The following is a 25,893-nucleotide window of genomic DNA, read 5'->3' on the forward strand; positions in this document are numbered from 1 at the left end:
GCGCCACCGGGCGACGTCGACGCGATCGCGCCGGTCGCGGTAAGCGTCCCGGTGGTGGTGAGCGAGGCGCTGCCGCCGGACGCTGTCGCGTATGATCCGGTTGCGGTCGCGGTGACGGTTGTCTCGCTGCTGGGCGTGCCGAGTTCAATAGTGCCGAGGTCTTGGGTTCCGAGTTCGGGCATGGATCTCTCTGGGCGTCAAGGGGGTTGTTCGACAGGACAGTGCTCGTAATCGCGACCGACCGGACTCAGTTATATCTTGTACAAGAAAATACCGTTAAATTAGATCCAGAAAAGATTGGACGCCGCGTTAAGCAGAGCGCCGAACGTTACGACGTGATGTTCCCACCGCTCTGGGAATTCGTCCCGCTCACACTGACTCCTCCGGGCGCAATATTATCTTGAATAGTGTTGTAGTCGCCACCGCTTTCGTTGATGTCTGCGTCAGTCAGCGTGTTCCCCACGAGGGCCACTCGGCTTGCGTCGATGAAAATCCCGTTATTATTGACGGTTCCGGACACATAATTGTCGCTGGTTTTCGAATGAGAATTGTTGCCAGAAATACTGAGGACGATTCCGTAGTCGGAGGGTGTAATGATTTCATTCCCGACAATATTGAGTCCTCGAACATTCGCCTGAATGCCACGGTTTGCGCCTTCGATCGTGTTGTTTTTGATTTCGTGGTCTTCCCCGTTCCCTACACGTATCCCCGTCCCAGAAGGTGAAATGATAGTATTGCCGAGAATTTTGTTCTGGAAGTTATTCGTGGCATCGCCGGATTTTGTGTCAATGCCGTGTGACTGTGTATTCTCGATTCGGTTCCCTCGGATGGTGTTCTGATGGGATTCAAAGAGGCCGATGCCTATATTTGTTCCAACGATGCGGTTCTCAACAACCTCAACCTGATTCGCGCTAATAGAGACATGGATACCGTCGTTCGTTCGGTCGTTCGGGTCAAGGATAATATTATCTCGGACTTCGCCCCCGACAACGCCGTCGCCAGCGCCGGGGTTGATCCCATCGTCTCCGCAGTTTACAATCTTATTCCCGATTGCAGATATGTCTTCAGCAGAGACCCCACCGTCTCCAAACCAGACGATGGCATCGCCACCCCAGTCTTCGAGGACACAGTTACGGACGAGGCAGTTCTTTGGAACGTTGCCGTTTGTGTCTCCAACAATTGATATTCCCTGCTGTTTCTCGGTGGTACTGGGGTCGCCGAGATGCCGGAACCGTTGGAGCGTAACGCGTCGAGTAGCGCCTTCGAATCGGAACCCGCCAGTGCCACCAACGTCATCGTGGCGGAGGATCGACTGGTTGCCGAATCCCGTGACAAGAACGTCACTAATCGCTGTGAATACGAGCTGGTCTTGATAGTAGAAGTCGCCCGGTGGAATGATAACGTTCCCGCCGTCGCTGTCTGCGGCATTGATTGCGTCGAGAATCGCTTGACTGTTGTCCGTGGTGCCATCCCCGACCGCACCGTAGTCGCGAATGTCGTGCCACTGCCCGGTGATTGAGAGTTGATCTGTACTAATCGATTCGAACTCCTCGCTCGGCAGCTCGTTCGCCAACTGGTAGACGTCTGCCGAGGTGTCCACTGAACCGAGGAAGAGATACGGCGCCGACGGCGGCGTCTTGTCCGTGTCGATATGGTAGGACGCGTCATTGTCGGTCGCCAGATCGAGGTTGAGATAGATGTAGTTCGTCGCGCCATCCGTAAGGCTTCGCGTGACGGCGTCCATCTCCTGCACGTACGCCACTCCAGTCCGACTCTCCCCGGACTGGGTCGCGGTCGCGCTGTCGTCGGAGACGACCGCCTTCTCCATGTCGATCGTCACCTCCGGCACGGTGTAGTCAACGTCGAACGTCAGTCCCTTCGCGTAGTCAGTCTTCCCGATCGCGTCATACGCCTGCGCGAAGTTTGCCGCGTCGTTCTTGTCGCCGCTACCACTCGAGTGTGCTCCGGTCCCTGCGTCCTCAGGGAATCTGTGTTCTGTCATGTCTAAGTCTGAGACGGAAACTGCGAATCCCAGGCTTCCTGCGGCACCCAGGAGAAACTGCCGCCGATTCATAAACCACGCTATACAACCGGCCCTGAAATATCTACTGTCACCCGATCACGTTATGATCAAGCTCCCGTCCGCGAGTTTTGCCGTGTCACTGATGTTGCTCAGGTTGTACGCCTTGTCGAGCGTGTCCGTCCAGAACAGGTGGTCGGTCGGCGACCCGTCGCTCGTAGTATCGGCCTGGAACTCGACGAGGACGAAGTAGGCGTCGACCTCCTGGTCGGAGTCCGAGACGTCGAAATCCTGAGTCGCGATCTCGGCCTGCCAGTTTCCGCTCTCGTACAGCACCGTGAAGTCCGTCGTGTCGAACGATGCCGACTGCCGCGCGTACGCCGACCCCGATGGCTCGGTCGTGATGTCGCCGATGTCCGAGCTGTCGTTCAGGTCGTCGCCGTTGGTCGTGTCGCCCGATACCTCGCCATCATGGAACAGGCCGAGCGTGACGTTGCTCGGCTTGGTGATCGTGTCCCCGCGGAACACGAGATCCATGATGAATTCCTCTCCGTGATCATGCAGTTGTGTGGTCATCGCTATCTGATGAAGTATGAAGAGTCACGTCTCGCCCACGCCCTCCGCCTCGGGGCTTCGAGGCTATCATCGGGGCGCCGAGTCGCTATCGCCGAACTTCTTTCCGACGGACGAGCGTCCGCTCTTGGGACGGATCCAGGAACCACTCGGCTGCGATCGGATCGAGCCACCCCTGCAACCCAGACGGGACGGATTCCGATTCGTTCTCAGGGATGAAGAACAGAACCGACTCGCGGCCGGTCTGGAGGCTCGCGTTGAGGTCGTAGAGTCCCTGGTCTGGGTGTTCGAACTCTAGCTGGGCGCGGATGTCGCTCATCCCGAGGTCCGTGATGTCGATATCGTAGAGTTCCCAGTCCGTGTCCGCGCCCGCTGTTTCGACCGCGTCGACGCTCGACCATGTCCCAGCACTGTCGTCCCAGCGCTCGGCAGTGATGTTCGGCGACGAAAACTCGTCGAGCGTTACACGGAGTACGCCGTTCGAGAGCACGACCGGGGCCTCGATATCGTGACCGGTTGAGTGGACGATCTGCCACTGTCGAGGACCGTCCCCGTTGTTCGCGAACTTCGCTGCATTGCCCGTGGTATCGTAGAGACGGACACCCACGCGGACATCGTCGGGATACGTGGTCTCGTAGATGAGCGTCGGTTTCTCGGCGTCGATCGCAGCTTCGCCGTCCATAACGTCGAAGAGTGCGACGTCGCCTGGCTCGCCCGATATCGTCTCGACCGCGCTCGCTGGCGCTACTGTCTCGGACTTACGATCTACCCAGCGGACCTTCCGAGCCGAGCTCGGGATCCCGATAAGTGCGTCGACGGAGTTCCCCCACGGGTGATTGGTCTGCCACGCGTTCGTCTTGACTGCCCGGAAGTAGTTTGCTTTCGTGCCGACGAATGTGAGGTTGAGCGTATAGCTCCAGACGTCGCGCCGGTTCGCGTGCAGTGGCTCGACATCCGCGCTCGCGGCCTCGTACCAGCCGCGGTTTCCATATCGGCCGTCGCCACGCTGGTAGAGCGGCAGTTGACTGAGCCCAGCATCGGCAAGTTCCTCAAGCTCGCCGGCGAGCATCGGCGAGATCTCGTCGCCCCAGCGGAACTGCCCCTCGAGCGTGAGGTCTGCAGCCTCCGAACTGAGTGACTCGACTGCGGCGCTGTCGCCGTCGAGCAGGCCGAGCTCGGCGAGCTGCTGGCCGAGACTATCCGACTCGTCGGTGGTGGCCGCCTCGAACAGCGGCGTCGTGTACAGGTATTTCATGAGTGATTAGAAGTCGGGGATGAGCTCAGCGGCTTCCTCTTGGACGTTTTCGGCAGCCTCGACGACGTGGTCGGGGAACAGCGCCGCCCACGAGCATTCGAGCGAGACCTCGATCACGCTCGGGTCGTCCGGGTCATCCGTCACCGTGGCTTCGGGGATGGCAACCGCCATCGGCTGGCCGAACACGCCCGCGCTCTCACTGTAGGATCCGTCCGTCCACAGCCCGTAGTGGAGACGGGTGCGGCCCTGAGAGTCGCTTTCTGCCTGTGCGAGATACCATTCGAGCACTTGCTTTTTCGCGACGAGCGGGACATCACCGCTGGCGTCATACTGGTTGTAGTCCCCGGCGTCTGCAGATCCGTCACCCCATGGATCCTCAGTTGGGCCTGCGTTCCCTGTGATGGTCTGGAGGTATTCGCCGCCACCGCCGTCGACCCAGAAGCCCTTCCGATTGTCGAGATCGTCGGGGAAATCGTCGGCGAGGTCCTCAGGCAGCAGGTCATTCCCGATGTTGACGATCTGGCGGAGAACCGTCCCGCGCGACCCCATGAGATATCCGCGTGGGATGTTGCCGGTGACGTTGAGATCGTCCTGGAGTTGGAAGACGCCGGTTCGTGTCTGGTCGTTCTCGTCCTGGACGTCGACCTCGAGGACGATTCGATTGGTGAGTGTCATAAAAATTCGACGTGTGGTCTCTCAGCGGCCAGTGATATCTCTCCGGAGGCTATCCAGTTCGGATTTGAGCTCGTCAATCTGGTCTTGAAGGTCGTCCCGGGTCTCTTGCACGGAGTCATCGAACGCGCTAGTGATCTCGTCTTTCAAGCGGTCGAGACCACTCGTGTCGACGGTAACACTGCTTTCGGTCCGGGCCGAGACAGAAAGGTCCCGTGTTCCGCCGCCCGTCGAAGACTGCCGGCCGCCATCGCGGTTTCGGTTGCCGACCTGGATGCCGGTCTCGCCACCGACGGAGACGAAGCCTTCACCGATGTTGATGCCGTTGTCGCCTCCGATGGAGAACAGTGTGTCATCGCCCTGGCCGCCGCCTTGACTACCTCTCCCGCTACCTGTCCCTGTGGATCCATCGGCCGATACCGACACATCCACGGCGATCGGACCGACATCCTCGACGGGCAGCGGGTCACGGTCGATCGGCAATGGGTCGCGCTCCACGGCGAGCGTCGGCTGTTCAACCGCGAGCGGCCCCGGATCCTCCACGGGGATGCTTCCGGGCGCGTCAACGCCGATCGTCCCGGGGTCTTCGACCGCGAGCGGCACCCAGCCGGGCTTGTCGACACTGATCGTGCCCGGATTCTCGACAGCGAGCGGCGTCCACCCCGGGCGCTTTACTGAGACGGACTCGCCGGAGAGCAGGTCGGACGTGGTGAGCGCCGCGGCCGCGGCGCCGAGCGCGCCAGCTGCACCGAAGAGTGACGACGCCGCGCCACCGAGCGCCGATGCCGCGCCCGCGAGCGCGGCAGCTCCACCGGCGTCACCGCCCGTGTCGAGCACGGTGTCGAGAATCCCACCGGCGAGCCCGCCGCCTCCGTCGCCGACCTTGTCGTCGATGGATTCGAGATAGACGACAGCGTCTTCGAGGTACTCGGTCCTCGACTGCTCCATGCGATACGAGCGTCGCGCTCGACGCCGGGCCCGTCCGCCACGGTCGCCGCCTGCGGACTGCGCGGACATCGTCCCGCCGTCGGTCATCCCGACTTCGGTCGCACCGATGCCGGATTCGATCTGCTGGCGAGCGTTCCGCAGCTCCGACTCGGGTACGACGAGGGAGAGCTCGGCTTCGGTACTAAACTCGCTCATAGCTGGGGTCGTGTTGCGGCGTAGACGTCAAGCAGTTCGAGGTAGTCGATCGGGCAGTCCATGACCGCGTCGAGGCTCATGCCGTGGGCGAGTCCGACGACGATGAGGTAGTCGAGTCGGGCTCGCCGGTCGACGTCCCCGAGCTGTTGCTCGCCGTCGAGGACGTCGAGGACCTGTTTCCCGACTCGGCCGGGATCCCGAGCGCGTTCGCTTGGGCTTCCGCCCACTCGGTGAACGCGGGATGGCAGTTCGAGAGCCTCGTGAATGTCTCCGCTAGATCGTCAGCATGGTAGGGGGCGTCGACGGTGCTGGCGGCGACGAACCAGAGCCGCATCTCTTCGGACTCGGCACCGTCGGTCGCCTCCCGGTGCATCATCGCTTTCTCGCCGGCGGTCATCGCGCCGAGCTCGATTGCGGCGTCGCCCCAGTCCTGTTCGTCGCGCTGCCAGCGAAGCCCGCGCTGGAAGTACGTGAGCCGGTCGCGGCGCGCCTGCACGGCCTGCGCCTGATCGGTCGACTCGTCGATGTCCTCAAGCTCGTCGTCGAGCTCGTCGATCCGGTCGGCGAGCGTCTCGATCTCCTCGCTGAGCCGGTAGGTCTCGGTGGTCAGCACGTTAGGCCACCTCCACGTCGGCGACGTGGTAGTCGATCGGCTCCGAGAGGTCGGTGTCCGGTGTGACGAGATCGCTCCAGCCGTAGCTGTTCGGCTGGACACCAGTGAGGTTGTAGCCGATCGTCGTGGCCTGAGAGGTCTCGAACGACAGCGTCGCCGATACCTTCCCGACCGTATCGTCGACGTTGTCGACCGCCATGGCCAGCTGGTCGCGCTCGGTGAACGTCGCGTCCGTACTGAACGACGGCTCGACCGCGTCGACAACCGCGTCGTAGGGGTGGCGGCTCTGCCCACGCCGGAAGCGTGCGAGCCCGGCGAGCGAGAGCGTGGCGGACTGCATCAGCGACTGGCCCAAGCCGTCGACCTGGAAGGACGCCCCATGCCACTCGAAGATGTCGTTGTCGCTGGGCGTGGTGATGGTCGACGGCGCGGAGACGTCGGTCGGCTCGAACCCGTAGAGGATCGTGAGCTCGACCGTGACCGGCGACCCTTGCTCGTAGTTGATGGTGGCCTCCGGGACGATCGCGCCAGTCGCAACCCGAGACTCGGTCGTACCGTCGGGCATGTCGTTGCCGAAGTACCAGGCTGCCGACGGCGCGTGCATCGCCGAGTGGGGGAGCGCAGTCCCGCCATCGGCGAACACGAGGTCGTGCCAGTTGTCGTCGGTGAGCGTGAAGCTCACGGACGCGGCGCCCTCCCAGTTGCCTTCGCGGGAGCCGGCCGGCGTCGGGTCATCGGGCTGGCGGACGCGTTCGAGCGCTTGCTCGACCGAGAGCTCGCCCACGGAGACGTCGACGCCGGGCTGATACCAGGTCGGATCGGTTGCGGGCCCGTCGCCGTAGCTGTTCTCGACCGTGAACGCGGCCGTCGCGGCGCCCGCGGTCATCGTGCGATACCTCCGTTAGTCGTCTGGACGAGCAGTGCGCCGAGGGCGGCGAGATAGCACGACCGATGCCACTCGCCGCCCGCGGCGGGCTCGCCGCAGTGCGTGCAGTCTGTCATGATAGGTCCTCGTAGCCGTGAAGCGTCACGTCGAGCGAGTGCCGGTAGAAGTCTTTCCAGCCGTCCGACTGTGGGTCATCGTCGATCGTCAGATGCCGATACGACATACGCGGGTCGTCGACGCTCGGGTAGGAAACCTCGTCGTAGAGGGCGTCCCGAACCCGGTTGACGAGCTCGCCGAACGGGATTCCCTTCTCGCCGTCGGGGTCGATGTGGCCGTACTCGCGGTAGGTCATCCCCTCAAGGAGAACCGAGACGACCACGTCACCGTCGACCATCGGCTCGGTGCCGACGAGATCGCCGCCCTGATCCGCGAACGACGCGCCGGCAAACGCGCCAGTCTTCAACTGCGCCTCCCGCTTGTGGATCGGGTCAGTCATGTCCACGCTCTGACTGCCGTCGTAGACCTGGCTGTTATCGCGGTCGACGCGCTTCAGCACGACCGGGTCCCCGTCGCGGAGGCTGTAGTCGGTCGCGACGTTGTCGACGACCGGTGCGAGCTGGTCGAGCACCCAGTCGACCGCCGGATGCACGCTCGTCATGAGAGCCTCCGTCGCAGCCAGTGCAGCGTGTCACGGATGAACCGCGATTCGGGCAGACCCTCCACCTCTACCTCGGGGAGGAACACGCGGTAGCCGTCACCCTCGGGCTCGAATTCTTCGCGAACCCACTGCGGCGGATCAGTCCAGACGAACGAGAGGACATCCGCGCTCTTCGCATGGACCTCGTGGTCGACGGTGCCGCGCTCGAAGTAGATCGCAGGCTCGGGCCACCCCCAGCGGGCGACCACACGGCCGGGCTGGCGGTCGACCTCAAGCGTGCCGGCGTCGATCAGCGTCCCGACGTCGTAGTCGTGGCGCTGACCGTACGCCCGGAGCAGGCCGTGGGCGTGGGTCTGGACCCCCTCGGCGAGACCGTCCGTCCCTATGAGTGTGTCGTGGACGTCGTTGAGGACGGCCTCACGGAGGTCGGACTCGAAGCTGCTGTCGAGTTCCATCTACATGTCCTCCCGGCGGTACTCCTCGATGAGATCGGCCGCCTTCTCCCGCATCGAGTCGGCCTTCGTTTCGACGTTGTACAGCGTCGCATTCTCCGGAATGGAGATCACGGCCTCTTCGGCGAGCTCCGCACCGGCCCTGAGCGCCACCGCGCGCCGGATCGCTCGCGGGATCCCTTCGTGGCCGTAATCGAAGTCGATGTAGACGCCGTTGCTCAGGCTGGCGAGATCGTCGTCGAGCGCGTGGACGTCGATGTAGAGCTCGCTGACTCCGCCGTTGTTCAGCCGCACGTAGTAGTCGTCGCCGAGCGCGTCCGGCCACAGTCCGCCGCTGTACTCGTCGCTCGCGACCCAGTCGGTGTACGAGCCGTCCGCGCCGATCACGAGCAGCTTGTTGACCGCCTCGACATCGCGACGCTCCAACTGGATCCGCGTGTACGCCGGCTGGTCGTCCTGGTAGCCGTCCTGATACTCACCGGTCGCGATCCGGATCTCGCGCTTCGGGTCGCGCCGGAGCTCGCGCCGCCGATCGTTGCGTGGGTCCAACTCCAGCAGCGCGTCGCTGTTCTCGCGATACCGGAATCGCTCGCGCTCGCTGGCGCCGTGGACGAACCCGCCGTGCGTGGGGATGTCGTGCTCGTCGTCCCTCGTCTTCGGCCCGGTCGGGATGTCGACCGCCGTGGCCTCGTCGAGGATGCTGGCACCGGCCGGCGCATACCAGTACTGTTTCAGCTCCTTCTCCAGCGGCTCGGTCTCCGCGGCGATCGCGTCGACGGCAATCGCCTCATCCTGGGAGACGTCGCCCGGCAGCTGGCTCTTCCGCAGCGCTCGCCGGACATCCTCGAGCGTGCAGTACCCCGTCGTAGGCATGGGTTAGTCCTCCTTGTGCGAGCCGAAGTGGAGTTCGTACCACATGCCTCGCTGCACGGACTCGTCGTAGATGTCGAGATCATCGCTGTCAGCCATAGCTTTTCACCCCGGGTTGTTCCGCGCTTCGGCGCTGATCGTCGTCCCGTTCGCGCTGGTCACCTGGACCGAGTCCGCCTGCGGAACGTCGACGACGTAGCCGCCCGTCTCTGAGAGCGTCCGACTGTCGACCTCGTAGGTTCCGGCGTCGCCGACGATCTCGACGGTGACTGTGTCGTCGGCGTTCCCTTCGAGGTTCTCGACGGCGACGCAGACGGCTGGCGTGTGGTACTGCTCGACCGACGCTGTCTTCGTCTCGCCGGCTCCGAAGGTCGCCGAGTCGGCGATGGTGGTGCTGTCGTACCAGGGAGGCATGGGTTAGTCCTCCAGCTCGCTGCGGCGGCTGTCGATGAGGCCGTACGCTCCCTCGCGATCCTTGCCCTGGTCTTCGCGCATCTCGATCGAGTCGAGGACGTGGACGTCGTCGACGCGGTCCAGTGCGTCCTCCAGCTCGTCGAGCGTCAGCTCGTGGGGCGCGATCTCCTCACGCTCGTCGTCGCCGCTAGCATCGGCGCTAGCATCGGTGGCGTCGCTGTCGACGAGGTCGAAGTCGCCGCGTTCGTCGACGAGGTAGCTGGCCTCGTCGGTGTCGACGTCGGCCTGGTCGCCGAGCTCGAAGAAGCGGTCGACCGACTGGATGTAGACCTTGCCGCCGCGGGTCTTCTCAACGCGGGGCATAGGTTAGGCGCTCCCAGTGGCGACAACGACCCAGCCCGAAGCCGAGCCGTCGATATTGCGGACGGTCGCCGTCGCGCCCGCCGCGGTCATGTTCGCCGGTCCGGTCCCGACGAAGTCCGCGTCGGCGAACGACACCGTCGGCGTGTTCGCGCCGCCGTTGTGGACGACGGTCACCTCGCGGCCTTCCTCGGCGGCGTCGGAGAGGTCGACCGTGTTCGTCCCGTCGGCCGTGACGACGTGGACGTCCGCGTCGGCGGGGACGACCGTGTCGGCGCCGTTCGCCGGGCTGTCGGTCGCGACGTTGCCGCGGGCGCCGTCGGTGAGCGCGAGACCGCGCTCGTAGCGGTCGCGGATCTCGGCGTTGGTGGTGGGGCCCGCCATCAGTTGTCGGCCTCCTCGCCGTCGATGTAGATGTCGACCGGTTCATCTTCCGGGATACGGTACTCGGTCCCCTGCGCCTTGATCACGACCGCGTCGTCAGCGTCGTGGTTGTGGTAGACATCGGCGAGGGGTTCGTCGTCGTGGTCGTCGGGCGTGCCCCGATAGACCGTGGTTCGCGTCATGTCAGGTCACCCGGTTAGGCCGCGAGCGGGTCGGCCAGCCCCGTGACGAGCGTCCCGGCCTGCATCTCCTTGATCTGGAAGTCGAACTGGCCCTCCAGCCAGTTCCGCGAGTGCAGCCGGTCCTCGTGGACCTTGTCCGTGTCGGTCGTCTGGTCGAGCTCCATCTCCTCGAACAGCCCGAACGCCAGATTCGACGGGTCGGTGAACATCGCGTACTCGGTCGGCCAGCCGTTCACCCCGACGATGTCGTAGGAGAACGGCGTCAGGTCGCTGTCGCCGAAGATCACCGCGCTTCCGAGCGGGTCCTCACGCTCCGTGAGCGACATGGCGTACTGCTGGACCTGATCGGGGTTCATCAGGAACACCGTCTGGTCCTGGTCCCGGTACCGCGAGTCGAGCGTCTGGATCGCCGTGTTGAACACGCTCGTGTCCAGCGGCTGCGGGTTCCCGCTGCCGTCCGTGTTGTCGACCTCGGGCATCGTCGACGTCTCGGCGTCGGCCGTGTCCTCCAGACCGATCCGATTGCTCGCCGAGTCTTCGCCTTCGGCGATCGCGATCCAGCCGTCGAACGTGGTGTCGAGCTCAGCGGCGCCACCGATCGACTGCAGGTTGCCGGAGTCGGCGTTCGCCCGCATCGCGATCAGCGCCACGTCGTTACCCCACCGCTGGACGAACTCGTCGACGATGTAGTCGCCGAACTGCTCGGGCCCGTAGTGGGTGTTCTTCAGCGCGTCGCGCTTCGGCTCAACCAGGATGTAGTAGCTCTGGTCGGTCGCGTTGAACGACACCTCGCCGGACTCCGCCGCCGAGTTCGACGTCCGGGAAGCTTCCTCAGCCCGCGTGTGGCCCGACAGCCGGGGCACGCCGAACTGGGGGACGTCCATCTCGAGGCGTTCGAGCGTCATGGTGTCGGCCTCGCCGAGGATGTTGACCTCCTTCTGCATCCGCGCGAGGAACTCCTCGGTGACGTCCGCGGGGAGCTGGAAGCCGTCGAGCTCGGCGAGCCCGATGTCCTTCTGGTAGAGCGTTGCCTCCTGGTTCTGCTTCCGGACCGCGTCGATAGTGTTGGTTCCCATATGAAGTCACTCCGTTAGGAGAGCGCCTCTCCCAGGCTCTTCAGACCGCTCTCGTCGCCCTCTTCGCCTTCGCCGGCGCTGCGTTCGAGCTGCGTCGAGTGGCCGCTCTGCTGGTTGATCGTGTCCAGCCGGCGCTCGACCTCGTCGACGCGCTCGGCCTTCTCCTTCAGCTCCTCGACCGCGTCCGCGACGCCGACGCCAGCCTCTTCGTCCACGCCGAGCGCAGCCTTCGCCGCGTCCTCGGGGACCTCGTAGGACTCGCCGTCGATCTCGATCTCGGCCGTCTTCGGCTCGGGCCCGGTGAGGCTCTCGGTGAGATTTTCGACCGCCTGCGTCAGTTCGGTGATCTGTTCCGCGTTCTCTTCGGCGAGGCTCTTGTCGTCCCCGCCCTCGGGATCGTCGTCGGGCATGTCTGTCTTGGTGGTGTCGTCCGGCGTGTCGCCGCCGGCAGCGTTGTTGACGGGCGATACGTCCGTCTCCTCGCCCTCGCCCTCGTCGTCGTGGTCGCCGGTCCACTCGCGGGCGTCGTGCTCGGAGAGGTCGAAGTCGACGTCGTCGCGGTCAGTGAATCGGGTCATGCCATGGTCGACGCCGGCGTCCTCGAGCATGTCGAGGTTCGCGTCGACCGCCGCCATCGCCGACTCCTGGTTGGACTGCGAGAGCGTCCGGCCGTCCTTGCTGGTGGCCGCGGAGAGTTCGGTGACGCGGTCCCCCTGCGGGTCAGCGTGCTCGGCACACAGGAACTCACCCGGCGGATCCTCGTTCTGGTACTCCGCGGCGTCGCCACACACCCAGCACTCCGGGCTGTCGGTGCTCTTCGCGAACGTCGGGTCGGCGCTCGGGCCCGTCGCATCGGGGCCGCTGAGGAACGTGTCGACCGCGGCCTTGCCGATCCGATGGAAGAGACTCTTCTCACCGGGCTCGCCAGAGCCATCGGCCTCGACCGCGTCGTTGAGCACCTCCCAGAGCCGCTCGGCCTCCTCCTCGGAGTGCCCGCGGGCGAGCGCCTCCTCAACGAACCCGTCAGGGTCACCGAGGTAGTCGCCGAGCCGCTTCTCCGCGTCGGCCTTCGTCTCCAAGATCTGGGCGTCGGGGACCGCCGGGATGTCGACCGCGCTCACTTCGCGGATGATCCCGTCGACGAGCTCCCAGACGAGAGCATCCTCGCCGAGGTCGTCGGAGACGGCGACGTCGTCGACCTCGTCCTGGTTGAACGGGCCGTTCCAGTCGACCTGGATCGCGCCGATCGAGTAGCCTTCGAGAATTCCGTCGGTGATGAGGCTCCAGAGCTCGTCGTTCTCGATCCGCCACTCCTGGATCCACGCGCCCGCGTCGACAGTCTCGCCGCCGACCTCCTCGCTCTCGTCAAGGACCTCGTTGCGTTCGAGCTCCATCCAGCCGTCGGGGAAGACGGCGTGCATGATGCCGCCGCCGGCCTCGCCGGCGTCGACGAACGCCTCGAACTGGTCGGCGAACCCGCGGATCGTCTCCTCGCGAGCGAAGTCGTTCTGGAGGTCCGCCTTGTCGGGGACCATCACGATACCGGCGGCGATCTGCTCGTCGTCGTCCTTCGCGACGAACGAGACGTCTTTCCGGAACTGCTCGCCGCCTGCCTTCGCTACCGGCGGCATGGGTCAGCCCTCCTCGGAGAGCGCGGTGTTGAGGTAGCCAACTGCGCGGTCGTCCGGCTCGTCGCCCTCGATCGCGTGGATGGCTCGCTGAACGTAGTCGCGTTCTTCAGGGGTCATGAATTAGTTCTCCTGTTCGTCTTCGTCGTTGGCGGCGTCCGCGTCGGCGTCCATGGTCTTGTCGAGCTTCTGGGCACGACCGGTGCCGAGGACGCCACGCTTCTCGCCGCGCTTGCTGTTGCTGTCGTTGCTCATGGTCTCGTAGAACTCCGTGCCCCGGTCGTGCCTCGCGTGGGACGTCGGGCGCGCCCACGGTCATCGGCGATCGTCGTCAGATGTCGCTCGGGATATCGTCCGGCGCTTCGCCAGGATCCGGGCTGGGGCCCTCGGGCAGCCGGTCGTGGAAGTTCGTGATCTCCACGTAGGGGTACTCCAGCCGGATCGAGTCGTAGTGGTAGCTGCCGTGGCTGGACGCGTTCACGAGTGCGCTCCATTCGGTCGGCGGGACGTCGACGTACGCGTACAGCGAGTTCGACCCCTCGTCGCGTTCGAACGAGAGGTAGAGCTCCTGCTCGTCGAAGTCGTACAGGCCCTCATCGAGGTTCGTGCTGTCGAACTGGGTCTGCTCGATCTCCTTGTCGAGCAGCTCGGCCTCGACGGTGAACCAGTCGCGTTCACCCTGCTTGTTCTCGGGCGGCGGGGCGTGGGCAGCCCGCGCCTGCTCGCTCGGCCGCCCACCGCCGGCGCCGGGGACCTGCCCGCGGGGGTCGCTGCCGACGTTCGCGACCAACGTCTCGCCGTCGACGGGATGGTCGTCGGGGAGTGGCTCCTCGCCGATCATCTCCAGCGCCCGGTTGACCGGGATCGCGCCTCGGACGGCCTGGATCTTCCGCCGGGCGATGTCGGCGTTCTCCTTGGGCTGGTCGGCGCCGCGCAGTTCGTAGTCGATCGTCCAGTCGGTGACGCCGAGCGCCGTCTGATGGATGATCGCGTACAGCCGCTGGGCGAACTTGTGCTGCTCGGGCGCGATCACCTCGGTGGCGAACTCGTGGCGCTGCGCCTGCGAGTTCGACCGGTTGCTCGTCTCGGTCACGCCGATCAGGATGGGCGGCACCTCGTGGACTTTCGCGATCTCGTGTTCGTTCTTCTCGCGGAACTCGCGGAAGTCCATCTCCTCGCTGATCCCCTGGCCGAGCGGCTCCAGCTCGATCTCGATATCCTCGTCGAGCTGGCGCTGGAACTTCTCGACCTCGAGGATCACCGTCCGATGGCTCTCTTCGCGAAGCCCGTGCAGCATCTGCTGGAGGTCGCGCTTGGACTCCTCGGTGAGCTCGCCGCCGGTCACCTTGATGACGAACCGGGGGATGGTGTCGTTGTCGAAGAACTCGCGGTTGTAGTCCTTCGCTGCCTCGTCCGCGCTGATCGTTCGGATGGCGGACACCCAGTCGGGGACCCCGTAGTCCTGCTCTAAGGGGCTGGGGTTGCGGATGAAGATGAGCTCGTTCGCCGGCGCGTTGTCGAGGTCTTCCGCGCTGCCCTCGACGACGTCGCCGGTCTCGCGATCGACGAAGATCGGCTCCCGGTCATCGTCCGGGTCGGTCGTGTACCGGACTGTCGGATCCTCGCCGCCGGTGACGGTCGCGTCTAGGCCGCGGTAGCGGTCGCCGGCCTCGCCGAAGTAGCGCCGGCGGCCCTGCCGGATCTGGACGTACCCCCGGCTTGCGAGGGTCGCATCGTCGGGGCTGACGAACGTGCCCTCCTCGGGATGGCGTGGCTGGTCGAACTGCGACTGAGGTTTGCGGACGCGGACGGTGTTCGCGGGGACGTGCGCGAGCCCGACCGGCCGGCCCTCGAGGTCGGTGAGGATCTCCAGACAGCACCAGCCGATCGAGTGGTAGTCCTGACGGGCGAGCTCGAACACCTCCTCCGGAGTGGTCGGCTCGGCCGCCTTCTGGGGGCTGGTCAGCCAGCGGGAGTCGGCGCCCCGCCAGAACGCCTCTGTGACCGCGCGCTCCTGGTCGTCGGCCTCGTCGACGTCGACGTCGTCGACGGTGGTGATGTCGAACCCGAACCCGACCTCGTAGCGGGCCTTTTTCCGGACGGCAGTGGCGTGGGTCTCGTTCAGTTCGAGGAACGCAGCGAGCCGGTCGGGGTTGTACGGCGGTTTGACACCGAGGTTGTGGCTGCGGACGCGCCGCTCGGGGAGCTGGGTGCTCGTGTCGGCTTTCGAGAGCGCGCCGTCTCCGCCGATCCCCTCGACGTTCAACTCGACCGTTCCGTTGTCGTCAGGTTCGCTGTTGCTCATAGGTATGAAATTCCTGAGTTGTCATCGTCGGCGTCGAGCGCGCCCATGTCCTCCAGGCGCCGGATGCCCTGCTCGGCCATGTACCACGCCGCGATCAGGTCCGGCGTGTGGCCCGACAGCTTCCCGTCCTTCAGCTCCAAGGAGAGGGCGGCCTGGATGAAGTCCTCGGTCGGCCCGTGGCCGCGGTAGAACTGGATGCCGCCGTTCCCGACGAGCGTCCGCAGCCGCGGGATGCCGTTCTCCCAGCTGTGCTTCTTGCCCGTCGTCGGGATCCCCGTCACTTTCGACCGCAGGCTCGGGCTGAACTCGATCGCGTCGTTCGCCACGTACTGCTGCATCCCGTTCGACTCGATCACGACCATCGCCGGGTCGTAGCGGTCGTCGAGGTCGAGGAGCTTCGCCCGGATCGCGCTCGGCTGCATCCCCTGCTCGGCGTGCGCGTCCAGGAGGCGCCGACGGCCGTCCCGGCCAACGCGGAACGCGACGAACGCCGCGTTGTCTCCCGTCGACGACTGGGCTGGGTCGTGGGCGACCACTGTGGCTTCGCCGGCGCCGGGCGACAGCGTCTGGGGCGGACTCTGGTTGCGGATCGAACAGCCGCCGTCGTCGACGAGCTGGTCGACGTCCTGTTTCTCGATGAGGTTCCCCGAGGCGCCCATGATGACCATGCAGAACTCCCGCCAGAACAGGTGCGGGCTCATCTGCTGGTACTTGTCCGCCAGGTACTCGGGGCCGCGGGCCTCCGGCCAGAGGACGTGGACGGTGTCGCCGCCCTCCGAGAGCGGGTTGTCGACCTCGGTGTAGAGCTCCTCGGGCGGCCGGCGCTCCCGCCAGTTGTCGTCGTCCCGGAACTCCTGATCCCAGACGTCGAGCACGGCGGGGTACTCGACGAAGTCGTAGGCGTCCCGATCGGCGATATGCGCGTAGATGTCGTCGGGGCGCTTCCGGGTGCCGATGATCGCGGTCTTGCCCGAGTCCTTGACCATCGGCACGGTGACGCCCTCGATCCATGTGAGGACGTTGTCGGTCTCACCGTCGCCGTGCTCCTTGATGACGTCGTCGAGAATCAAGAGATGCGACCTGTCGCCCTCGATCGCGCCGAACAGCCAGCCGGCGTGCAGCACCGAGCCGTTCTGGAACTCCTTGACCTCCTTGGTGTCCTGGACGGGCTGGCTGTTCAGGTTCGTCAGCCACGGGTTGCGCTCGACCAGCTTCCAGAACTCGGTGTCGGCCTTCTTGTGCGCCTGCCCCTGGGTGTTTGTGATCCAGTGCGCTCGGAACCCGTCGATGTACTCGAGGTGCGCGATCACGATCCCGAGCGTCGCGGTCGTCTTCAGACTGTCGCGGTGGGCGAGCAGCCCGACGTCTTTGTCGGAGCGGAACCGGTCGACCCAGTCGAGGTGGACGTCGGCGACCGGCATCCAACCGTCGCGCTCGCCCTGCATGTAGCCGTAGGTGAGCTCGTTCAGAAACTCCTCCCACGGGCAGTCCTCGAACGGGTTGAGAACCTCCCGCCGGCGCTCGGGATCCTCGAGGTCGCGCCAGATCTGCTCGGCCTGCGCGTCCGTGTCGAGCTCGGCCAGCGCGCTATCCGGATCGATACTCATTCGGAAGCACCGTCCTCGCGCCGGCGCCGGAGGACCTCCCGCGCGATGTCTTTCGTGCCCTCGTCGAGCGAGTGGGTGCGCTCGCCATCGATCTGGCCGGAGTGCTCGACGCTCAACGACTCGCCCTCCGTGATCTTGTGATGGGTTTTCACGAGGTCGTTCAGCCGGCCGATCGCGCGGTCGACCGCGCCCGACGACGTCTGCAGCAGCTTCGCGAACGCCGCGATCATCTCGCGGTCGACCGACTGATTCTCGTCAACCTGCTCGATCAAGTCATGCACCATCTGCACGCCCTCGTCGCCGTCCGCCTCACGGGCCGCCCGGAGGAGTTTGGTCTTGATCGACCAGATCTCCTCCTGGATCAGCTCGGCGTTGTCGTGCTGGCGGACCTGCTCGTAGATCTCGCGATCGTCCTCCGAGAGGTAGTCCGACCGAAGCCCGTGGACGGCGTTCGGCGAGTCCATACCCGTCGGCTGGGTGCCGCCGTGCATCCGGCAGCGCTCAGCGCCGTCGACGGGATAGTTCTCGCAGTAGCCGCCGCTGCGCGTTTCGGCGCCACAGCGCTCGGGGAGGGGTTCGTCACTGGCCATCGTGCATGGGGGTTTGACAGACGTCGGGTTGCATGGCGGTTCGTCGGGTTACTTTCCAGTCGGGTTGAGACAGCGGAGACAGGTCGGGCCGTCCTCGGCGGTTCGTTCACGTTCGCAGGGGTCGAACGCGAACGTGCGGCCGCAGTCCGTACAGGTCCAGGCCATCGTTAGAGTTGGCCGGCGAGTCGGACGAGCCAGCCGGCGAGGATTCCGAACACGGAGCCGGCGACCGCGCCACCGAGTGCGTAGTGGGGCTCGCTGCGGACGTCCTTCCAGAGCCGGCGGCGCTGGCCTGATGCTTCGTAGGCTTTGCCGTAGACGGCGGCGCCGTAGACGAGTGCGAGCAGCTGGGTTTCGCCGTGCGCGGTCGCGAAGAACCCGGCGGCGATGCCGAGACCGACCGCGTGGGTCTCTGATTTGTACGAGAGGAAGCCGTCGCGTTCGGAATCGGACTCGGTGGGTTGGCCGGCGGACTTGACGAACGCGACCGCGGTTTCGAGGAGTGTCACGAATCGTCCTCCGATTGGGTGGCCTGGGTGTCGCCGAACGCTTGCATGTTGACGATCTCGATCCCCCACATCTGGCCGAGGATGAGGAAGACCGCCGGCCGGAGGTAGACCATCAGGCCGGGCGCGCTCCCGACGCCGGCGACGGCAAGGACCTCGATCACCGCCCACGTTACGAACACGAGCACGGTAACGAGTTTCCGCGTGTCGGCGTTGTACTCGTGTGGGTAAAACGAGAGTAGGCCGGCGAACAGGTAGCATTTCAGTGCTTCCCGTGGCCGGGAGCGCCACTGGGAGAGTGCTGTTGGGTCGATCCGCGTGCTGTCGAACATACGTCGTGGGTATCGTGGGGGTGAGAGCGTCATTGGTCAGTTATCGCTACGATGCGATCTGGCTGGGATGCGTTTCAACTCCTGCCAGCCCTCCGCGGTCCGGATGCCGATAATAAGAGCGCCGTCTTCGGCGCGCGTCTGCAGCGGAGCGCCGACGACGAGCTCAATCGGGGGCTGGCTGGGCATGGTCTTCGGTATGGAAAGTACAGCCCTCGATGGAGACCAGGACGCGAAACGTGGCCAGAGGCATCTGGACTCGGATCTCCACGTCATCAGGGTCCGCGGGCTAGGCGGGCGCGGTGTCTCGCTCTGAGACGGTGTATTGGCTGCCGTTGGCCTCGACGGTGAACACCTGCATGGGTGGCTGGTTGAACGATGCGTGCGTGGTCGCGTCGACGACCTCGCCGACAAGTCGGCGGTCAGCGAACTCGAAAACGACGCGCTCTGGATAGCTGTCAGTCATCGGCTAGAATATCCGGGTTAGTCGTGGAGGGCTTCGCCGACCGCGAGTTCGACATCCTCGGAGTGTTTGTACTCGCGGTGCAGTGTCTCGGCGTCGAACACGACATCGTCATACTGGTCGAGGAGCGAGACGAGGCGGCCGACTGCGTCGCGGTCTGCGAGCACTGGGTCGTGGTGGGAGTGGTCAGTATTCCCGCAGGCCTGACAGATAGTGCTCGTTATGACGAGTTCGCCACGTTGTTTCTCGCCTTTTGTGGCGTATTCAGTGTCGAATTGGAAGCCGACCGCCGCGGACCGGGAGTGTGTTTGGTCGTAGAACTCGAGGGTTGGGTCGCCGTTTTCGTCGAGCGTCCAGCCGTAGTCGCGTTCGTCGAACTCCCAGTCGGGCTTTGGCGGGTTGATGGTCTTGAGTTCGCGAAAGCACGAATAGCATCTGCAGTGGTCGTACATCAGTTTCCGCAGTTGCTTGCGGCCATCGTGCTTTATCTCGCAGGTGGTTGAACAGTAGTCGCCGTGTCTGAACTCCCAGTAGTTGCCGAGCACCTCACACTCGGGGTGTGTGCACTCGACAGTAGTCGGGGATTGGTTGGACGTACTCATGGCTGGCAAGAAAAATCGAGTCTGCTTGACCCCCTCTGCAGTGACGTGGATAGTATGCAGATTAGCGGGGGCGTGTTCTCACTCACTTCTGGGGCCTGTTCCGTCATAATCGTTCGGATAGGCGCGTTGAATCATCCTCGACCATGTCGGCAGGCAGATAGCTCTGCCGCGGTCGATACGGCGGACTCGGTCGGGCGCCCCACACCCGGACTAGTCGGCCCCGTTCAACGAGGTAGCGGACTCGGTCCTCGACCGACGTCTGCTCCAGGCCGAGCTCATCCGCAAGGACAACTGTCGACACGCCGCCGCCGAGCAGATCCGTCTCGCCGGTCTGGCAGAGCTCTTGGACTGCGGCCATGATCTCGTTGTCCGAGAGGCCGAGAGGGTTCTCCGAGGGCATTACCAGATCACCTCGACGATCGCGACCGCCGCGGCGAGCGAGATGATGTGGTACGCCTGGTCGAACCAGATCGGGCGTGTCTCGAACCCGTCGACCGGGTCTTTCCATCGGCGGCTGTCAATGACGTAGTGTGTGGTGGCGACCAGCGCGATGAACAGCGCGCTCGCAGCTGGTGGCCACGGTGTCGCCCAGAGTACTGTCGAGACGACTGCCGTGTAGACGCCGACATGAGCGAGTCGGACTCGTGGCTCGTCGATCTTCCGGGCGGCCATCCAGTCTGTTTGGAGCGGGAAGTCCCCGAGGAGGTGGAGTGCGAGCAGGTAGAGGCTGAACGAGGTCACTGGGACTCACCACCATCGGTCGCGACCGCGTCGTCCTGGACGTCGTCGAACGACCGGCCGACCGTCGGCGACGTCGGGCGCTCTGACCACGGGCGCCGCTCGCCCTCGTCTTCGTCGACCCAGTAGACGTCGACCTGCCGGCGGTCGCGGTCGTGCGGGCGGTAGCGCTCGGGGAGTTCGTGGGGCCACTCGGTCCGCAGGTTGTCGGGGCGCTCGCCGTGCTCGCGGAGGAACGCCATCCGATCCTGCAGCATCCCGATGACCTCGTCACGGGGGCCGCGTTCGAGGTTCTTCTCGACCGACAGCAGGCTGGCGACGGACTGTTTGTCGTCGAGGCCGCGGATGATGCCGCGCATCCGCTCGACCGGATCCATCGCCGTGTCATCAGCCGAGAGGAGCGGCTCGTCGAAGAACCGCCGCGGGTCGAACCCAAGCTGGTCCACTGCTCGGTCGATGTGCGGGATCTCCTCGTCCTCCTCAGGAGATCGATAGTTCATGCGGACCACCTCTCGAGGCCGGCCTGCTCGCGGTCGGGACGCTCCGGGCACTGCATCTCGACATGCATCGGCACGTTGGTCACGGGGTAGCGCGAGATCTCCCGGCCGCAGTGCGGGCACGTCTTCGTCTCACCGCGCAGGTGCCGGGTCATCGCTGGCCCCCATGGGTAGCACGGCGTGCTACCGTTCGGGCTTCCGTGGCGATCACGCCGAACCACCGTCCTCATCGGCCGCCTGGATCAGACTCTGATAGTGCCCATCGCCACTCCCACCGGGTTGTGGATACTCGCCAGCACAGTACCGACACTGCCGCATATCCTCGTACAGGACACCCCGGGTAGTCTCGCGGATATCATCCGCGTTCGACAGGTGCCCGCACTCCGGGTCCGTGTGGTAGACGTTCCGATTCGTGTAGCGACGGCGCGACACGAACACGGTGTCGCCAGTCATCGCGACCACTCTCCAAGACCCGCCTGGTCAGCTGGACGTGTCGAGTCCTGGCCGCGAATCGTTTCCTGACAGCGCCGACAACGATACTCGCCCGAAAGCGTGGTCTCCGTCGTCTCGGTCCCGCAGCGCTCACACCCATCCGCGGGCCAGCAGTCCTCGCAGAGATCACGGCCATCCTCGAACTCCTGGATGAACGCCCCGCGGGAGGTGACACCGCACTCGTCACACGTCGTCACGCCTGACCACCATCCTCGTCGTGATCAGTATCCGACCGGGTGTATCGCCGCCACGCAACCCGAAAGAGCTCAACGGGCCCACGGTCTGGGCTATTGCTCATCCGCATCGTCCAGTCTTCGTCACGCTCAGACTCGTCCGTCGACCGCCCACCATCACACCGGACGTCCGGATCCGTGTCGACCTCGAACTCGTACGTGGGCTCGCCCTGGGGCTTGATCGACACGCGGTCCGGGGCGAGACTCGGGTTCCGGGCGTCCTCGAGCGAGTCAGCGCTGCCGAAGTGGCTTTCGTCGATTATCCCGTAGTAGGGGTCGAGCGGCCCGGTGCCGAAGTGCTGGAGTGTCGACCGGGGCGTCCGGATCACAATCTGGCTGTTGAACTCGCGGAGCTCGGGCGGGATCCACAGCCCGCTCTCGCCGACGTGCAGCTCGCGGTTCTCGATCACGCCTGACCACCACCCATGCCATCTCGCTCTCCGATCGCCGACAGCCCGATCTCCTCCGGCGCCGTCGACGAGAGCAGTTTCCGCATCTCGTTCGGACCATCGGTCTTCGGCGGCGAGTACTCTCCCGAGCAGACCCGGCAGAGCCGGTCGACGTTGACGACGCTCCGAGGCTTCTCAAACACGTTCTTTGCACGCTGAAGGTGCTGGCAATCCGGATCCGTATGGACGTGATTCCGGCCGCCATTCCCGCTCCGGGACACCACGAACACCGTCTCCTCCTCGGCAGCGTTCGTCACGAGTCGTCACCTCCGTCGTCGCCGCTGTCGAGGTACCAGACGGGGTCGTAGCGCTCCCACTGGTGCTCGTCAGCATGGTGGCGAGCGATGTCTCCGCGCGGGATCGGCGTCTCGCAGTGGACGCACTCAACGACGCCGGGAGCATCACCGTTCTTCGGGACGACGCGGAGGCTGCCGTCGCCGTCGTCAAAGACTGCGACTTCGTCGCCGCCCTTGAGGCCGAGCGCGGACACCGCGTCGGCGCGGAGATAGATGTACTGGGTGCCGTTCGCGTCGTACGCTTTCCCGCTCGCGAGCGCCTTCTCGGACTGATCACTCGTCACGCACCAACACCTCCTTGGGCTGCGGCCTCCTGGAGACTCGCCTGCTCGGGCCGCCGACCGAACACCACCAGTTCCTCTGTTTCCTGAGTCGCCGTGTGGCGGTGGTCGGCCGTCACGTCCTGGAGGACACCCAGCCAGCCGGCGAGCACCGACCACTCATCCCGGAGTCGCTCCACGTCGCCGTCCCGCACCGCCTCACTAACGCGTTCGATCACCTCCCGAGGCGGTGCAAGCTCGTCCAAGAGGTCGAGTACGACACCTGGGACGCTGGCCTCCCGAAAGTCGTCGCGATCCCCGTCGGACTGGGTGTACCACGGCTGGACATCGTACTCGTCGCTGTCCCGGAACGGGAGCGCTAGCCGGACTCCCGCACTGGTGTCGCGGATGATGTCGAGCGCCTCGAGGACGTCCTTGTTCCGGTGCCACGTCGACGTCGCAACATCGGCGCGCTCGCAGAGCTCCGCAACCGACAGCGGTTCGCGGGCTTCGAGCAGCACCGTGACCAGATCGCGGACCCCCGACGAGAGCCACGGCATGACGCGAGCCTCCGAGACCTGAGCCAGCCCAGTCCGGACCTCGTCGAGCCGGATGTCACGTCGGCGATCCTCAGTTGAGAGTCCGCAGACTGCGGCGGCCGCGTCGAACGGCGTCGCGGAGAACAACCTGAGGACCGACACTGCCTCCCTGGTCGGCTTGATATTCTTCGCTGAACACAGCCGTTCGACGGCGGTCGCAAACGCCATCCGTCCGAGCTGCTCGGTCGACCGAACCGGGACACGGACTCGGATATCCGGTGCATCCTCGTGGATCTCGCCAGGACTGCCGAGCCGCTGGCGGAGATCCTCGACAAGCGCGTCCTCCTCGCTGCCGAGATCGCCGACCACGCACACCGACCCGATCAGGCTCCCGAAGGGGTCGTCGTAGTCGACCGTCGGGACGATCGCGGCGTCCCGCTTCTCCTCCCGCGTCTCGAACAGCTGGCGGTACACCGACGAGTTGTTGTACGTCGACTGGATCGCAACGCCGGTCGCGAGCGATTTCACGAGCGTCTCCCGGCGATCGTCGGTGAGGATGTCGTTCCGGCCGCCGTTCGAACTCGGGAGGCGGACCTGCCGGACAACCTCTACGTCGACGAGATCTAGAAGGTGGACCATCGTTCCGGCAAGGCCGAGCGCTTCCCGGGTGATCACGCCCCGGTACTCGGCTTCGCTGCCGTCGTAGTCGCCATTGTGGAGCCGCTTGGTCAGCTCGCAGAGATGCTCCTCGGCCGACTCGAGTTCGTCGACGTAGTCGCCGCCGTCCTCCACGCTGTCGGGGAGGTGGCCGAGACACCGCGAGTCCCGGAGGACGTACTTGTTCTCGGTGAGGAAGTGCGCGAACTCGTCGGTGTCGTCGAGCCGGTCGCCGTCCTCGAGGATGTTCGCGAACGTCTTCGAGCTGGCTAACGCTCTGGCGACACACACCCAGTACTGCATCGGTCCGTCGAACTCAGCACCCACGACCAGGCGGTCCCGGCGGTAGTCGTAGTACCACCGCGGACTACCGCGATCGGCCTGTTCTTGGAGCGGGAAGTCAACCACTGCAAGGCCGTTCTGCGGGGTGCTGGCAGCAGTTGCGGTGGCATCCCAGCGGGCCAGCGGCTGCAGGGTGTGGAGGTGGGGCAGCCGCCGCCGTTGGCCCTCCGGGGAGGGGGCCTCGTGTGTGCGCGTGGTTACACGGCTATCGTCGGACGATTGCAACTGGTCGCTAACGGACTCCTCGAGCGTCTGCTGTCGTGCGGTTTCGGTGTCGAGCCAGTTGAGGTAGTCCTCGCCGGCGGGCAGGAGCTCGACGTAGCGGTCAGTGTTCGGCCCGAACGTGTCGACGACTCCGAGCCCGCTGAGGGTGCTGATGCACTGACGGATGCGAGAGTCTTGGACGCCGGTGAACCGCGAGTAGAGCGCTCCGTAGGGGAGCGTCTGGCTATCCTCACCGGCGAGCGCACGCAGGATGGCGATCTCGCGACCGTCCCGGTCGAGGCTGGCTTTCGCTGCTTCGACGCGGTCGTCGCGGCTCTCCCGCGAGGGTGTGATGTCGTCGCGACTAACGGGGAGGTCCGAACGATGGTCGTCGTAGAGGTCGTGCTGGTCAAGCGGCGAGCCGATAATCCGGACGTCGCATCCGCGGGCGAGCGCAGCCAGGTACTCGCAGATGTCTTCGCGCTGGCTGCGGCGCCGATCCCAGAACGCGCTGGTGAGATCAACTTTGATGGTCGGCGTCGTGTCGACGAGCGCGAGCAGCTGTGGTGCAAGGGTAGTGTCCTCGGTTGTCGCTCGACCAGCAGTCTGGGCAAGCTGCCCGTAGAAGTCGAGCGCGGCGTGTTTGCTGCCGCGGGCGACGCGATCAGCAAGTCCGAGCAGATCCGTATCGGGCTGGCTGGCTGTGACGCCTGCGTCATCGAGGAGCGCCTGCAGTTCAAGCGCGCTCCGGCCGTCGGCGAGCTCGCGGATCGCGTCGACGAGGGTGTCGCGGAGCTGGTCGACGATAGTGGCCGCTAGTTCCGAGACGGGTGCCTCGAGCGTGAGGGTTGCGTCGGCGAACCGCCCCTGTTCGGTGAACGAGAGGCCGCCGGTGGTGCCGAGCGTCTCCGGGTCGTCATGGTCGACCGTACTGTAGTCGCGGTCGAGATCGACACGGTCACCGAGCCGAGTATCCTGGTCGCGGAACGCCTCCTTGGCTTCGTCGGCGAACCGGGTGTGCTGGTCAGAGAGCGCATCCCAGGCTTCAGCTTCGAGATAGTCGTGCTGGGCCCGCCAGTGTTCGAGGGACGTTTCGACCTCGTCGGCGAGCAGCTCGTCGTACTCGCTGAATGCCTGTTCGGCTTCGTCCGCGAACCGCCGCTCGCGGTCGCGGTGGAGTTCGTCGACGCGGTCGGCTTGGATGCCGTAGTCGTCGCAGTTCTCGTACGCGTCGAGTTCGCCGGCGTGTTGGGCGACGATTTTCGACCGGATTTCGGCCGTGGTTTCGAAGTTGTCGTGCTGGAAGCGGACGTTGAGTTTCGCGGTGTCGTGCTGCTGGAAACAGAGAGGGCATTCGGTGGTGGCCTGCTCGCGGAGGTTCTCCGTGATCCAGTAGCCCGTGCAGTTCGAACAGCCGACGATCTGGTACGTCATGCTATCCACCTCGGTTGTGCGTCTGTATCTCTCCGAGAAATGGGAGATTGCTTTTTAAGGGGAGAGCAGTGGCTCGCCAGCTGGGCGAGCAACCGCGCCGAGAGGGTGTACGGACTCATGGCTGTCTTAGTGGTGGTGGCGTGATGGCCGAGTTCCCGCCTGTG

Annotated in this window: 33 protein-coding genes; all 33 read right to left on the reverse strand. The window is 65.1% G+C overall.

Annotated elements, in window-relative coordinates; translation table 11 throughout:
* Positions 1 to 182: hypothetical protein (locus EPL04_RS19100; protein ID WP_209019670.1), on the reverse strand; the 182-nt coding region annotated here is incomplete at its 3' end.
* Between the two features lie 146 nt (positions 183 to 328).
* Entirely contained in the window at positions 329 to 2,074 is a 1,746-nt protein-coding gene (locus EPL04_RS18110) for a right-handed parallel beta-helix repeat-containing protein (protein ID WP_134672588.1), read from the reverse strand.
* Between the two features lie 45 nt (positions 2,075 to 2,119).
* Entirely contained in the window at positions 2,120 to 2,557 is a 438-nt protein-coding gene (locus tag EPL04_RS18115) for a hypothetical protein (RefSeq protein WP_134672589.1), read from the reverse strand.
* A gap of 124 nt (positions 2,558 to 2,681) precedes the next feature.
* On the reverse strand, positions 2,682 to 3,848 hold the full coding sequence (locus tag EPL04_RS18120) for a hypothetical protein (protein WP_134672590.1): 1,167 nt from the start codon (positions 3,846 to 3,848) through the stop codon (positions 2,682 to 2,684).
* 6 nt (positions 3,849 to 3,854) lie between these two features.
* On the reverse strand, positions 3,855 to 4,523 hold the full coding sequence (locus EPL04_RS18125) for a hypothetical protein (protein WP_134672591.1): 669 nt from the start codon (positions 4,521 to 4,523) through the stop codon (positions 3,855 to 3,857).
* 21 nt (positions 4,524 to 4,544) lie between these two features.
* Complete coding sequence (locus EPL04_RS18130) at positions 4,545 to 5,663, reverse strand: hypothetical protein (protein ID WP_134672592.1); 1,119 nt, start codon at positions 5,661 to 5,663, stop codon at positions 4,545 to 4,547.
* Positions 5,664 to 5,739: 76 nt separating this feature from the next.
* Complete coding sequence (locus EPL04_RS18135; RefSeq protein ID WP_134672593.1) at positions 5,740 to 6,276, reverse strand: hypothetical protein; 537 nt, start codon at positions 6,274 to 6,276, stop codon at positions 5,740 to 5,742.
* Position 6,277: 1 nt separating this feature from the next.
* Positions 6,278 to 7,162 (reverse strand): phage tail tube protein, encoded by an 885-nt coding sequence (locus EPL04_RS18140; RefSeq protein ID WP_134672594.1) that lies wholly within the window; start codon positions 7,160 to 7,162, stop codon positions 6,278 to 6,280.
* Positions 7,163 to 7,274: 112 nt separating this feature from the next.
* On the reverse strand, positions 7,275 to 7,820 hold the full coding sequence (locus EPL04_RS18145; RefSeq protein ID WP_134672595.1) for a hypothetical protein: 546 nt from the start codon (positions 7,818 to 7,820) through the stop codon (positions 7,275 to 7,277).
* Positions 7,817 to 8,275 (reverse strand): hypothetical protein, encoded by a 459-nt coding sequence (locus EPL04_RS18150; protein ID WP_134672596.1) that lies wholly within the window; start codon positions 8,273 to 8,275, stop codon positions 7,817 to 7,819. Before EPL04_RS18150 ends, EPL04_RS18145 begins: the two co-directional genes overlap by 4 nt.
* Positions 8,276 to 9,145, reverse strand: coding sequence for a hypothetical protein (locus EPL04_RS18155; protein ID WP_134672597.1), 870 nt, complete (start codon positions 9,143 to 9,145; stop codon positions 8,276 to 8,278).
* A gap of 102 nt (positions 9,146 to 9,247) precedes the next feature.
* Positions 9,248 to 9,556, reverse strand: coding sequence for a hypothetical protein (locus EPL04_RS18160; RefSeq protein WP_134672598.1), 309 nt, complete (start codon positions 9,554 to 9,556; stop codon positions 9,248 to 9,250).
* A 3-nt stretch (positions 9,557 to 9,559) separates the two neighbouring features.
* On the reverse strand, positions 9,560 to 9,919 hold the full coding sequence (locus EPL04_RS18165; protein WP_134672599.1) for a hypothetical protein: 360 nt from the start codon (positions 9,917 to 9,919) through the stop codon (positions 9,560 to 9,562).
* 3 nt (positions 9,920 to 9,922) lie between these two features.
* The gene (locus EPL04_RS18170) at positions 9,923 to 10,300 is read right to left on the reverse strand and encodes a hypothetical protein (RefSeq protein WP_134672600.1); all 378 of its coding nucleotides are present in this window, start codon (positions 10,298 to 10,300) and stop codon (positions 9,923 to 9,925) included.
* Positions 10,300 to 10,482, reverse strand: a complete 183-nt coding sequence (locus EPL04_RS18175; protein ID WP_134672601.1) for a hypothetical protein — start codon at positions 10,480 to 10,482, stop codon at positions 10,300 to 10,302. The genes EPL04_RS18170 and EPL04_RS18175 overlap by 1 nt, the downstream gene beginning before the upstream one ends.
* A 14-nt stretch (positions 10,483 to 10,496) precedes the next feature.
* Positions 10,497 to 11,558 (reverse strand): hypothetical protein, encoded by a 1,062-nt coding sequence (locus EPL04_RS18180; protein WP_134672602.1) that lies wholly within the window; start codon positions 11,556 to 11,558, stop codon positions 10,497 to 10,499.
* Between the two features lie 14 nt (positions 11,559 to 11,572).
* A complete protein-coding gene (locus EPL04_RS18185) occupies positions 11,573 to 13,189 on the reverse strand; it encodes an XkdF-like putative serine protease domain-containing protein (RefSeq protein ID WP_134672603.1) in 1,617 nt (538 codons plus the stop codon).
* A gap of 120 nt (positions 13,190 to 13,309) precedes the next feature.
* Positions 13,310 to 13,441, reverse strand: a complete 132-nt coding sequence (locus EPL04_RS19385) for a hypothetical protein (RefSeq protein ID WP_280633734.1) — start codon at positions 13,439 to 13,441, stop codon at positions 13,310 to 13,312.
* Between the two features lie 76 nt (positions 13,442 to 13,517).
* Complete coding sequence (locus EPL04_RS18190; protein ID WP_134672604.1) at positions 13,518 to 15,491, reverse strand: phage portal protein; 1,974 nt, start codon at positions 15,489 to 15,491, stop codon at positions 13,518 to 13,520.
* Positions 15,488 to 17,098, reverse strand: coding sequence for a phage terminase large subunit family protein (locus EPL04_RS18195; protein WP_134672605.1), 1,611 nt, complete (start codon positions 17,096 to 17,098; stop codon positions 15,488 to 15,490). Before EPL04_RS18195 ends, EPL04_RS18190 begins: the two co-directional genes overlap by 4 nt.
* Positions 17,095 to 17,688 (reverse strand): HGGxSTG domain-containing protein, encoded by a 594-nt coding sequence (locus tag EPL04_RS18200; RefSeq protein WP_134672606.1) that lies wholly within the window; start codon positions 17,686 to 17,688, stop codon positions 17,095 to 17,097. The genes EPL04_RS18195 and EPL04_RS18200 overlap by 4 nt, the downstream gene beginning before the upstream one ends.
* Before the next feature lie 167 nt (positions 17,689 to 17,855).
* Positions 17,856 to 18,197 (reverse strand): hypothetical protein, encoded by a 342-nt coding sequence (locus tag EPL04_RS18945; RefSeq protein WP_167599521.1) that lies wholly within the window; start codon positions 18,195 to 18,197, stop codon positions 17,856 to 17,858.
* Complete coding sequence (locus tag EPL04_RS18210) at positions 18,194 to 18,526, reverse strand: hypothetical protein (RefSeq protein WP_134672608.1); 333 nt, start codon at positions 18,524 to 18,526, stop codon at positions 18,194 to 18,196. Before EPL04_RS18210 ends, EPL04_RS18945 begins: the two co-directional genes overlap by 4 nt.
* Before the next feature lie 286 nt (positions 18,527 to 18,812).
* Positions 18,813 to 18,989, reverse strand: a complete 177-nt coding sequence (locus EPL04_RS18950) for a hypothetical protein (RefSeq protein ID WP_167599522.1) — start codon at positions 18,987 to 18,989, stop codon at positions 18,813 to 18,815.
* Positions 18,990 to 19,006: 17 nt separating this feature from the next.
* Positions 19,007 to 19,531, reverse strand: a complete 525-nt coding sequence (locus tag EPL04_RS18215) for a hypothetical protein (protein WP_209019671.1) — start codon at positions 19,529 to 19,531, stop codon at positions 19,007 to 19,009.
* 160 nt (positions 19,532 to 19,691) lie between these two features.
* Entirely contained in the window at positions 19,692 to 19,988 is a 297-nt protein-coding gene (locus tag EPL04_RS18220) for a hypothetical protein (protein ID WP_134672609.1), read from the reverse strand.
* A complete protein-coding gene (locus tag EPL04_RS18225; protein ID WP_134672610.1) occupies positions 19,988 to 20,329 on the reverse strand; it encodes a DUF3307 domain-containing protein in 342 nt (113 codons plus the stop codon). The genes EPL04_RS18220 and EPL04_RS18225 overlap by 1 nt, the downstream gene beginning before the upstream one ends.
* Positions 20,326 to 20,826, reverse strand: a complete 501-nt coding sequence (locus EPL04_RS18230; RefSeq protein ID WP_134672611.1) for a hypothetical protein — start codon at positions 20,824 to 20,826, stop codon at positions 20,326 to 20,328. Before EPL04_RS18230 ends, EPL04_RS18225 begins: the two co-directional genes overlap by 4 nt.
* A gap of 204 nt (positions 20,827 to 21,030) precedes the next feature.
* Positions 21,031 to 21,276 (reverse strand): hypothetical protein, encoded by a 246-nt coding sequence (locus EPL04_RS18235; RefSeq protein ID WP_134672612.1) that lies wholly within the window; start codon positions 21,274 to 21,276, stop codon positions 21,031 to 21,033.
* Positions 21,277 to 21,508: 232 nt separating this feature from the next.
* Positions 21,509 to 21,958, reverse strand: coding sequence for a hypothetical protein (locus EPL04_RS18240; protein ID WP_134672613.1), 450 nt, complete (start codon positions 21,956 to 21,958; stop codon positions 21,509 to 21,511).
* The gene (locus tag EPL04_RS18245; RefSeq protein WP_134672614.1) at positions 21,955 to 22,254 is read right to left on the reverse strand and encodes a hypothetical protein; all 300 of its coding nucleotides are present in this window, start codon (positions 22,252 to 22,254) and stop codon (positions 21,955 to 21,957) included. The genes EPL04_RS18240 and EPL04_RS18245 overlap by 4 nt, the downstream gene beginning before the upstream one ends.
* A complete protein-coding gene (locus EPL04_RS18250) occupies positions 22,251 to 22,577 on the reverse strand; it encodes an AbrB/MazE/SpoVT family DNA-binding domain-containing protein (RefSeq protein ID WP_134672615.1) in 327 nt (108 codons plus the stop codon). The genes EPL04_RS18245 and EPL04_RS18250 overlap by 4 nt, the downstream gene beginning before the upstream one ends.
* Complete coding sequence (locus EPL04_RS18255; RefSeq protein WP_134672616.1) at positions 22,574 to 25,729, reverse strand: DUF5817 domain-containing protein; 3,156 nt, start codon at positions 25,727 to 25,729, stop codon at positions 22,574 to 22,576. Before EPL04_RS18255 ends, EPL04_RS18250 begins: the two co-directional genes overlap by 4 nt.
* Between the last annotated feature and the right edge of the window lie 164 nt (positions 25,730 to 25,893).

This window comes from Halorussus marinus, from assembly GCF_004521895.1.
Taxonomy (GTDB): Archaea; Halobacteriota; Halobacteria; order Halobacteriales; family Haladaptataceae; genus Halorussus; species Halorussus marinus.

Bases quoted from the DNA above. Each gene is read 5' to 3' on its own strand.
- EPL04_RS18150 (WP_134672596.1), bottom strand. From the start codon at position 8,275: ATGGAACTCGACAGCAGCTTCGAGTCCGACCTCCGTGAGGCCGTCCTC.
- EPL04_RS18185 (WP_134672603.1), bottom strand. From the start codon at position 13,189: ATGCCGCCGGTAGCGAAGGCAGGCGGCGAGCAGTTCCGGAAAGACGTC.
- EPL04_RS18195 (WP_134672605.1), bottom strand. From the start codon at position 17,098: ATGAGTATCGATCCGGATAGCGCGCTGGCCGAGCTCGACACGGACGCG.
- EPL04_RS18155 (WP_134672597.1), bottom strand. From the start codon at position 9,145: ATGCCTACGACGGGGTACTGCACGCTCGAGGATGTCCGGCGAGCGCTG.
- EPL04_RS18255 (WP_134672616.1), bottom strand. From the start codon at position 25,729: ATGACGTACCAGATCGTCGGCTGTTCGAACTGCACGGGCTACTGGATC.
- EPL04_RS18230 (WP_134672611.1), bottom strand. From the start codon at position 20,826: ATGAACTATCGATCTCCTGAGGAGGACGAGGAGATCCCGCACATCGAC.
- EPL04_RS18170 (WP_134672600.1), bottom strand. From the start codon at position 10,300: ATGGCGGGCCCCACCACCAACGCCGAGATCCGCGACCGCTACGAGCGC.
- EPL04_RS18200 (WP_134672606.1), bottom strand. From the start codon at position 17,688: ATGGCCAGTGACGAACCCCTCCCCGAGCGCTGTGGCGCCGAAACGCGC.
- EPL04_RS18190 (WP_134672604.1), bottom strand. From the start codon at position 15,491: ATGAGCAACAGCGAACCTGACGACAACGGAACGGTCGAGTTGAACGTC.
- EPL04_RS18210 (WP_134672608.1), bottom strand. From the start codon at position 18,526: ATGTTCGACAGCACGCGGATCGACCCAACAGCACTCTCCCAGTGGCGC.
- EPL04_RS19385 (WP_280633734.1), bottom strand. From the start codon at position 13,441: ATGAGCAACGACAGCAACAGCAAGCGCGGCGAGAAGCGTGGCGTCCTC.
- EPL04_RS18130 (WP_134672592.1), bottom strand. From the start codon at position 5,663: ATGAGCGAGTTTAGTACCGAAGCCGAGCTCTCCCTCGTCGTACCCGAG.
- EPL04_RS18165 (WP_134672599.1), bottom strand. From the start codon at position 9,919: ATGCCCCGCGTTGAGAAGACCCGCGGCGGCAAGGTCTACATCCAGTCG.
- EPL04_RS18115 (WP_134672589.1), bottom strand. From the start codon at position 2,557: ATGGATCTCGTGTTCCGCGGGGACACGATCACCAAGCCGAGCAACGTC.
- EPL04_RS18235 (WP_134672612.1), bottom strand. From the start codon at position 21,276: ATGACTGGCGACACCGTGTTCGTGTCGCGCCGTCGCTACACGAATCGG.
- EPL04_RS18140 (WP_134672594.1), bottom strand. From the start codon at position 7,162: ATGACCGCGGGCGCCGCGACGGCCGCGTTCACGGTCGAGAACAGCTAC.
- EPL04_RS18220 (WP_134672609.1), bottom strand. From the start codon at position 19,988: ATGCCCTCGGAGAACCCTCTCGGCCTCTCGGACAACGAGATCATGGCC.
- EPL04_RS18175 (WP_134672601.1), bottom strand. From the start codon at position 10,482: ATGACGCGAACCACGGTCTATCGGGGCACGCCCGACGACCACGACGAC.
- EPL04_RS18120 (WP_134672590.1), bottom strand. From the start codon at position 3,848: ATGAAATACCTGTACACGACGCCGCTGTTCGAGGCGGCCACCACCGAC.
- EPL04_RS18180 (WP_134672602.1), bottom strand. From the start codon at position 11,558: ATGGGAACCAACACTATCGACGCGGTCCGGAAGCAGAACCAGGAGGCA.
- EPL04_RS18950 (WP_167599522.1), bottom strand. From the start codon at position 18,989: ATGACTGACAGCTATCCAGAGCGCGTCGTTTTCGAGTTCGCTGACCGC.
- EPL04_RS18125 (WP_134672591.1), bottom strand. From the start codon at position 4,523: ATGACACTCACCAATCGAATCGTCCTCGAGGTCGACGTCCAGGACGAG.
- EPL04_RS18160 (WP_134672598.1), bottom strand. From the start codon at position 9,556: ATGCCTCCCTGGTACGACAGCACCACCATCGCCGACTCGGCGACCTTC.
- EPL04_RS18145 (WP_134672595.1), bottom strand. From the start codon at position 7,820: ATGACGAGCGTGCATCCGGCGGTCGACTGGGTGCTCGACCAGCTCGCA.
- EPL04_RS18110 (WP_134672588.1), bottom strand. From the start codon at position 2,074: ATGAATCGGCGGCAGTTTCTCCTGGGTGCCGCAGGAAGCCTGGGATTC.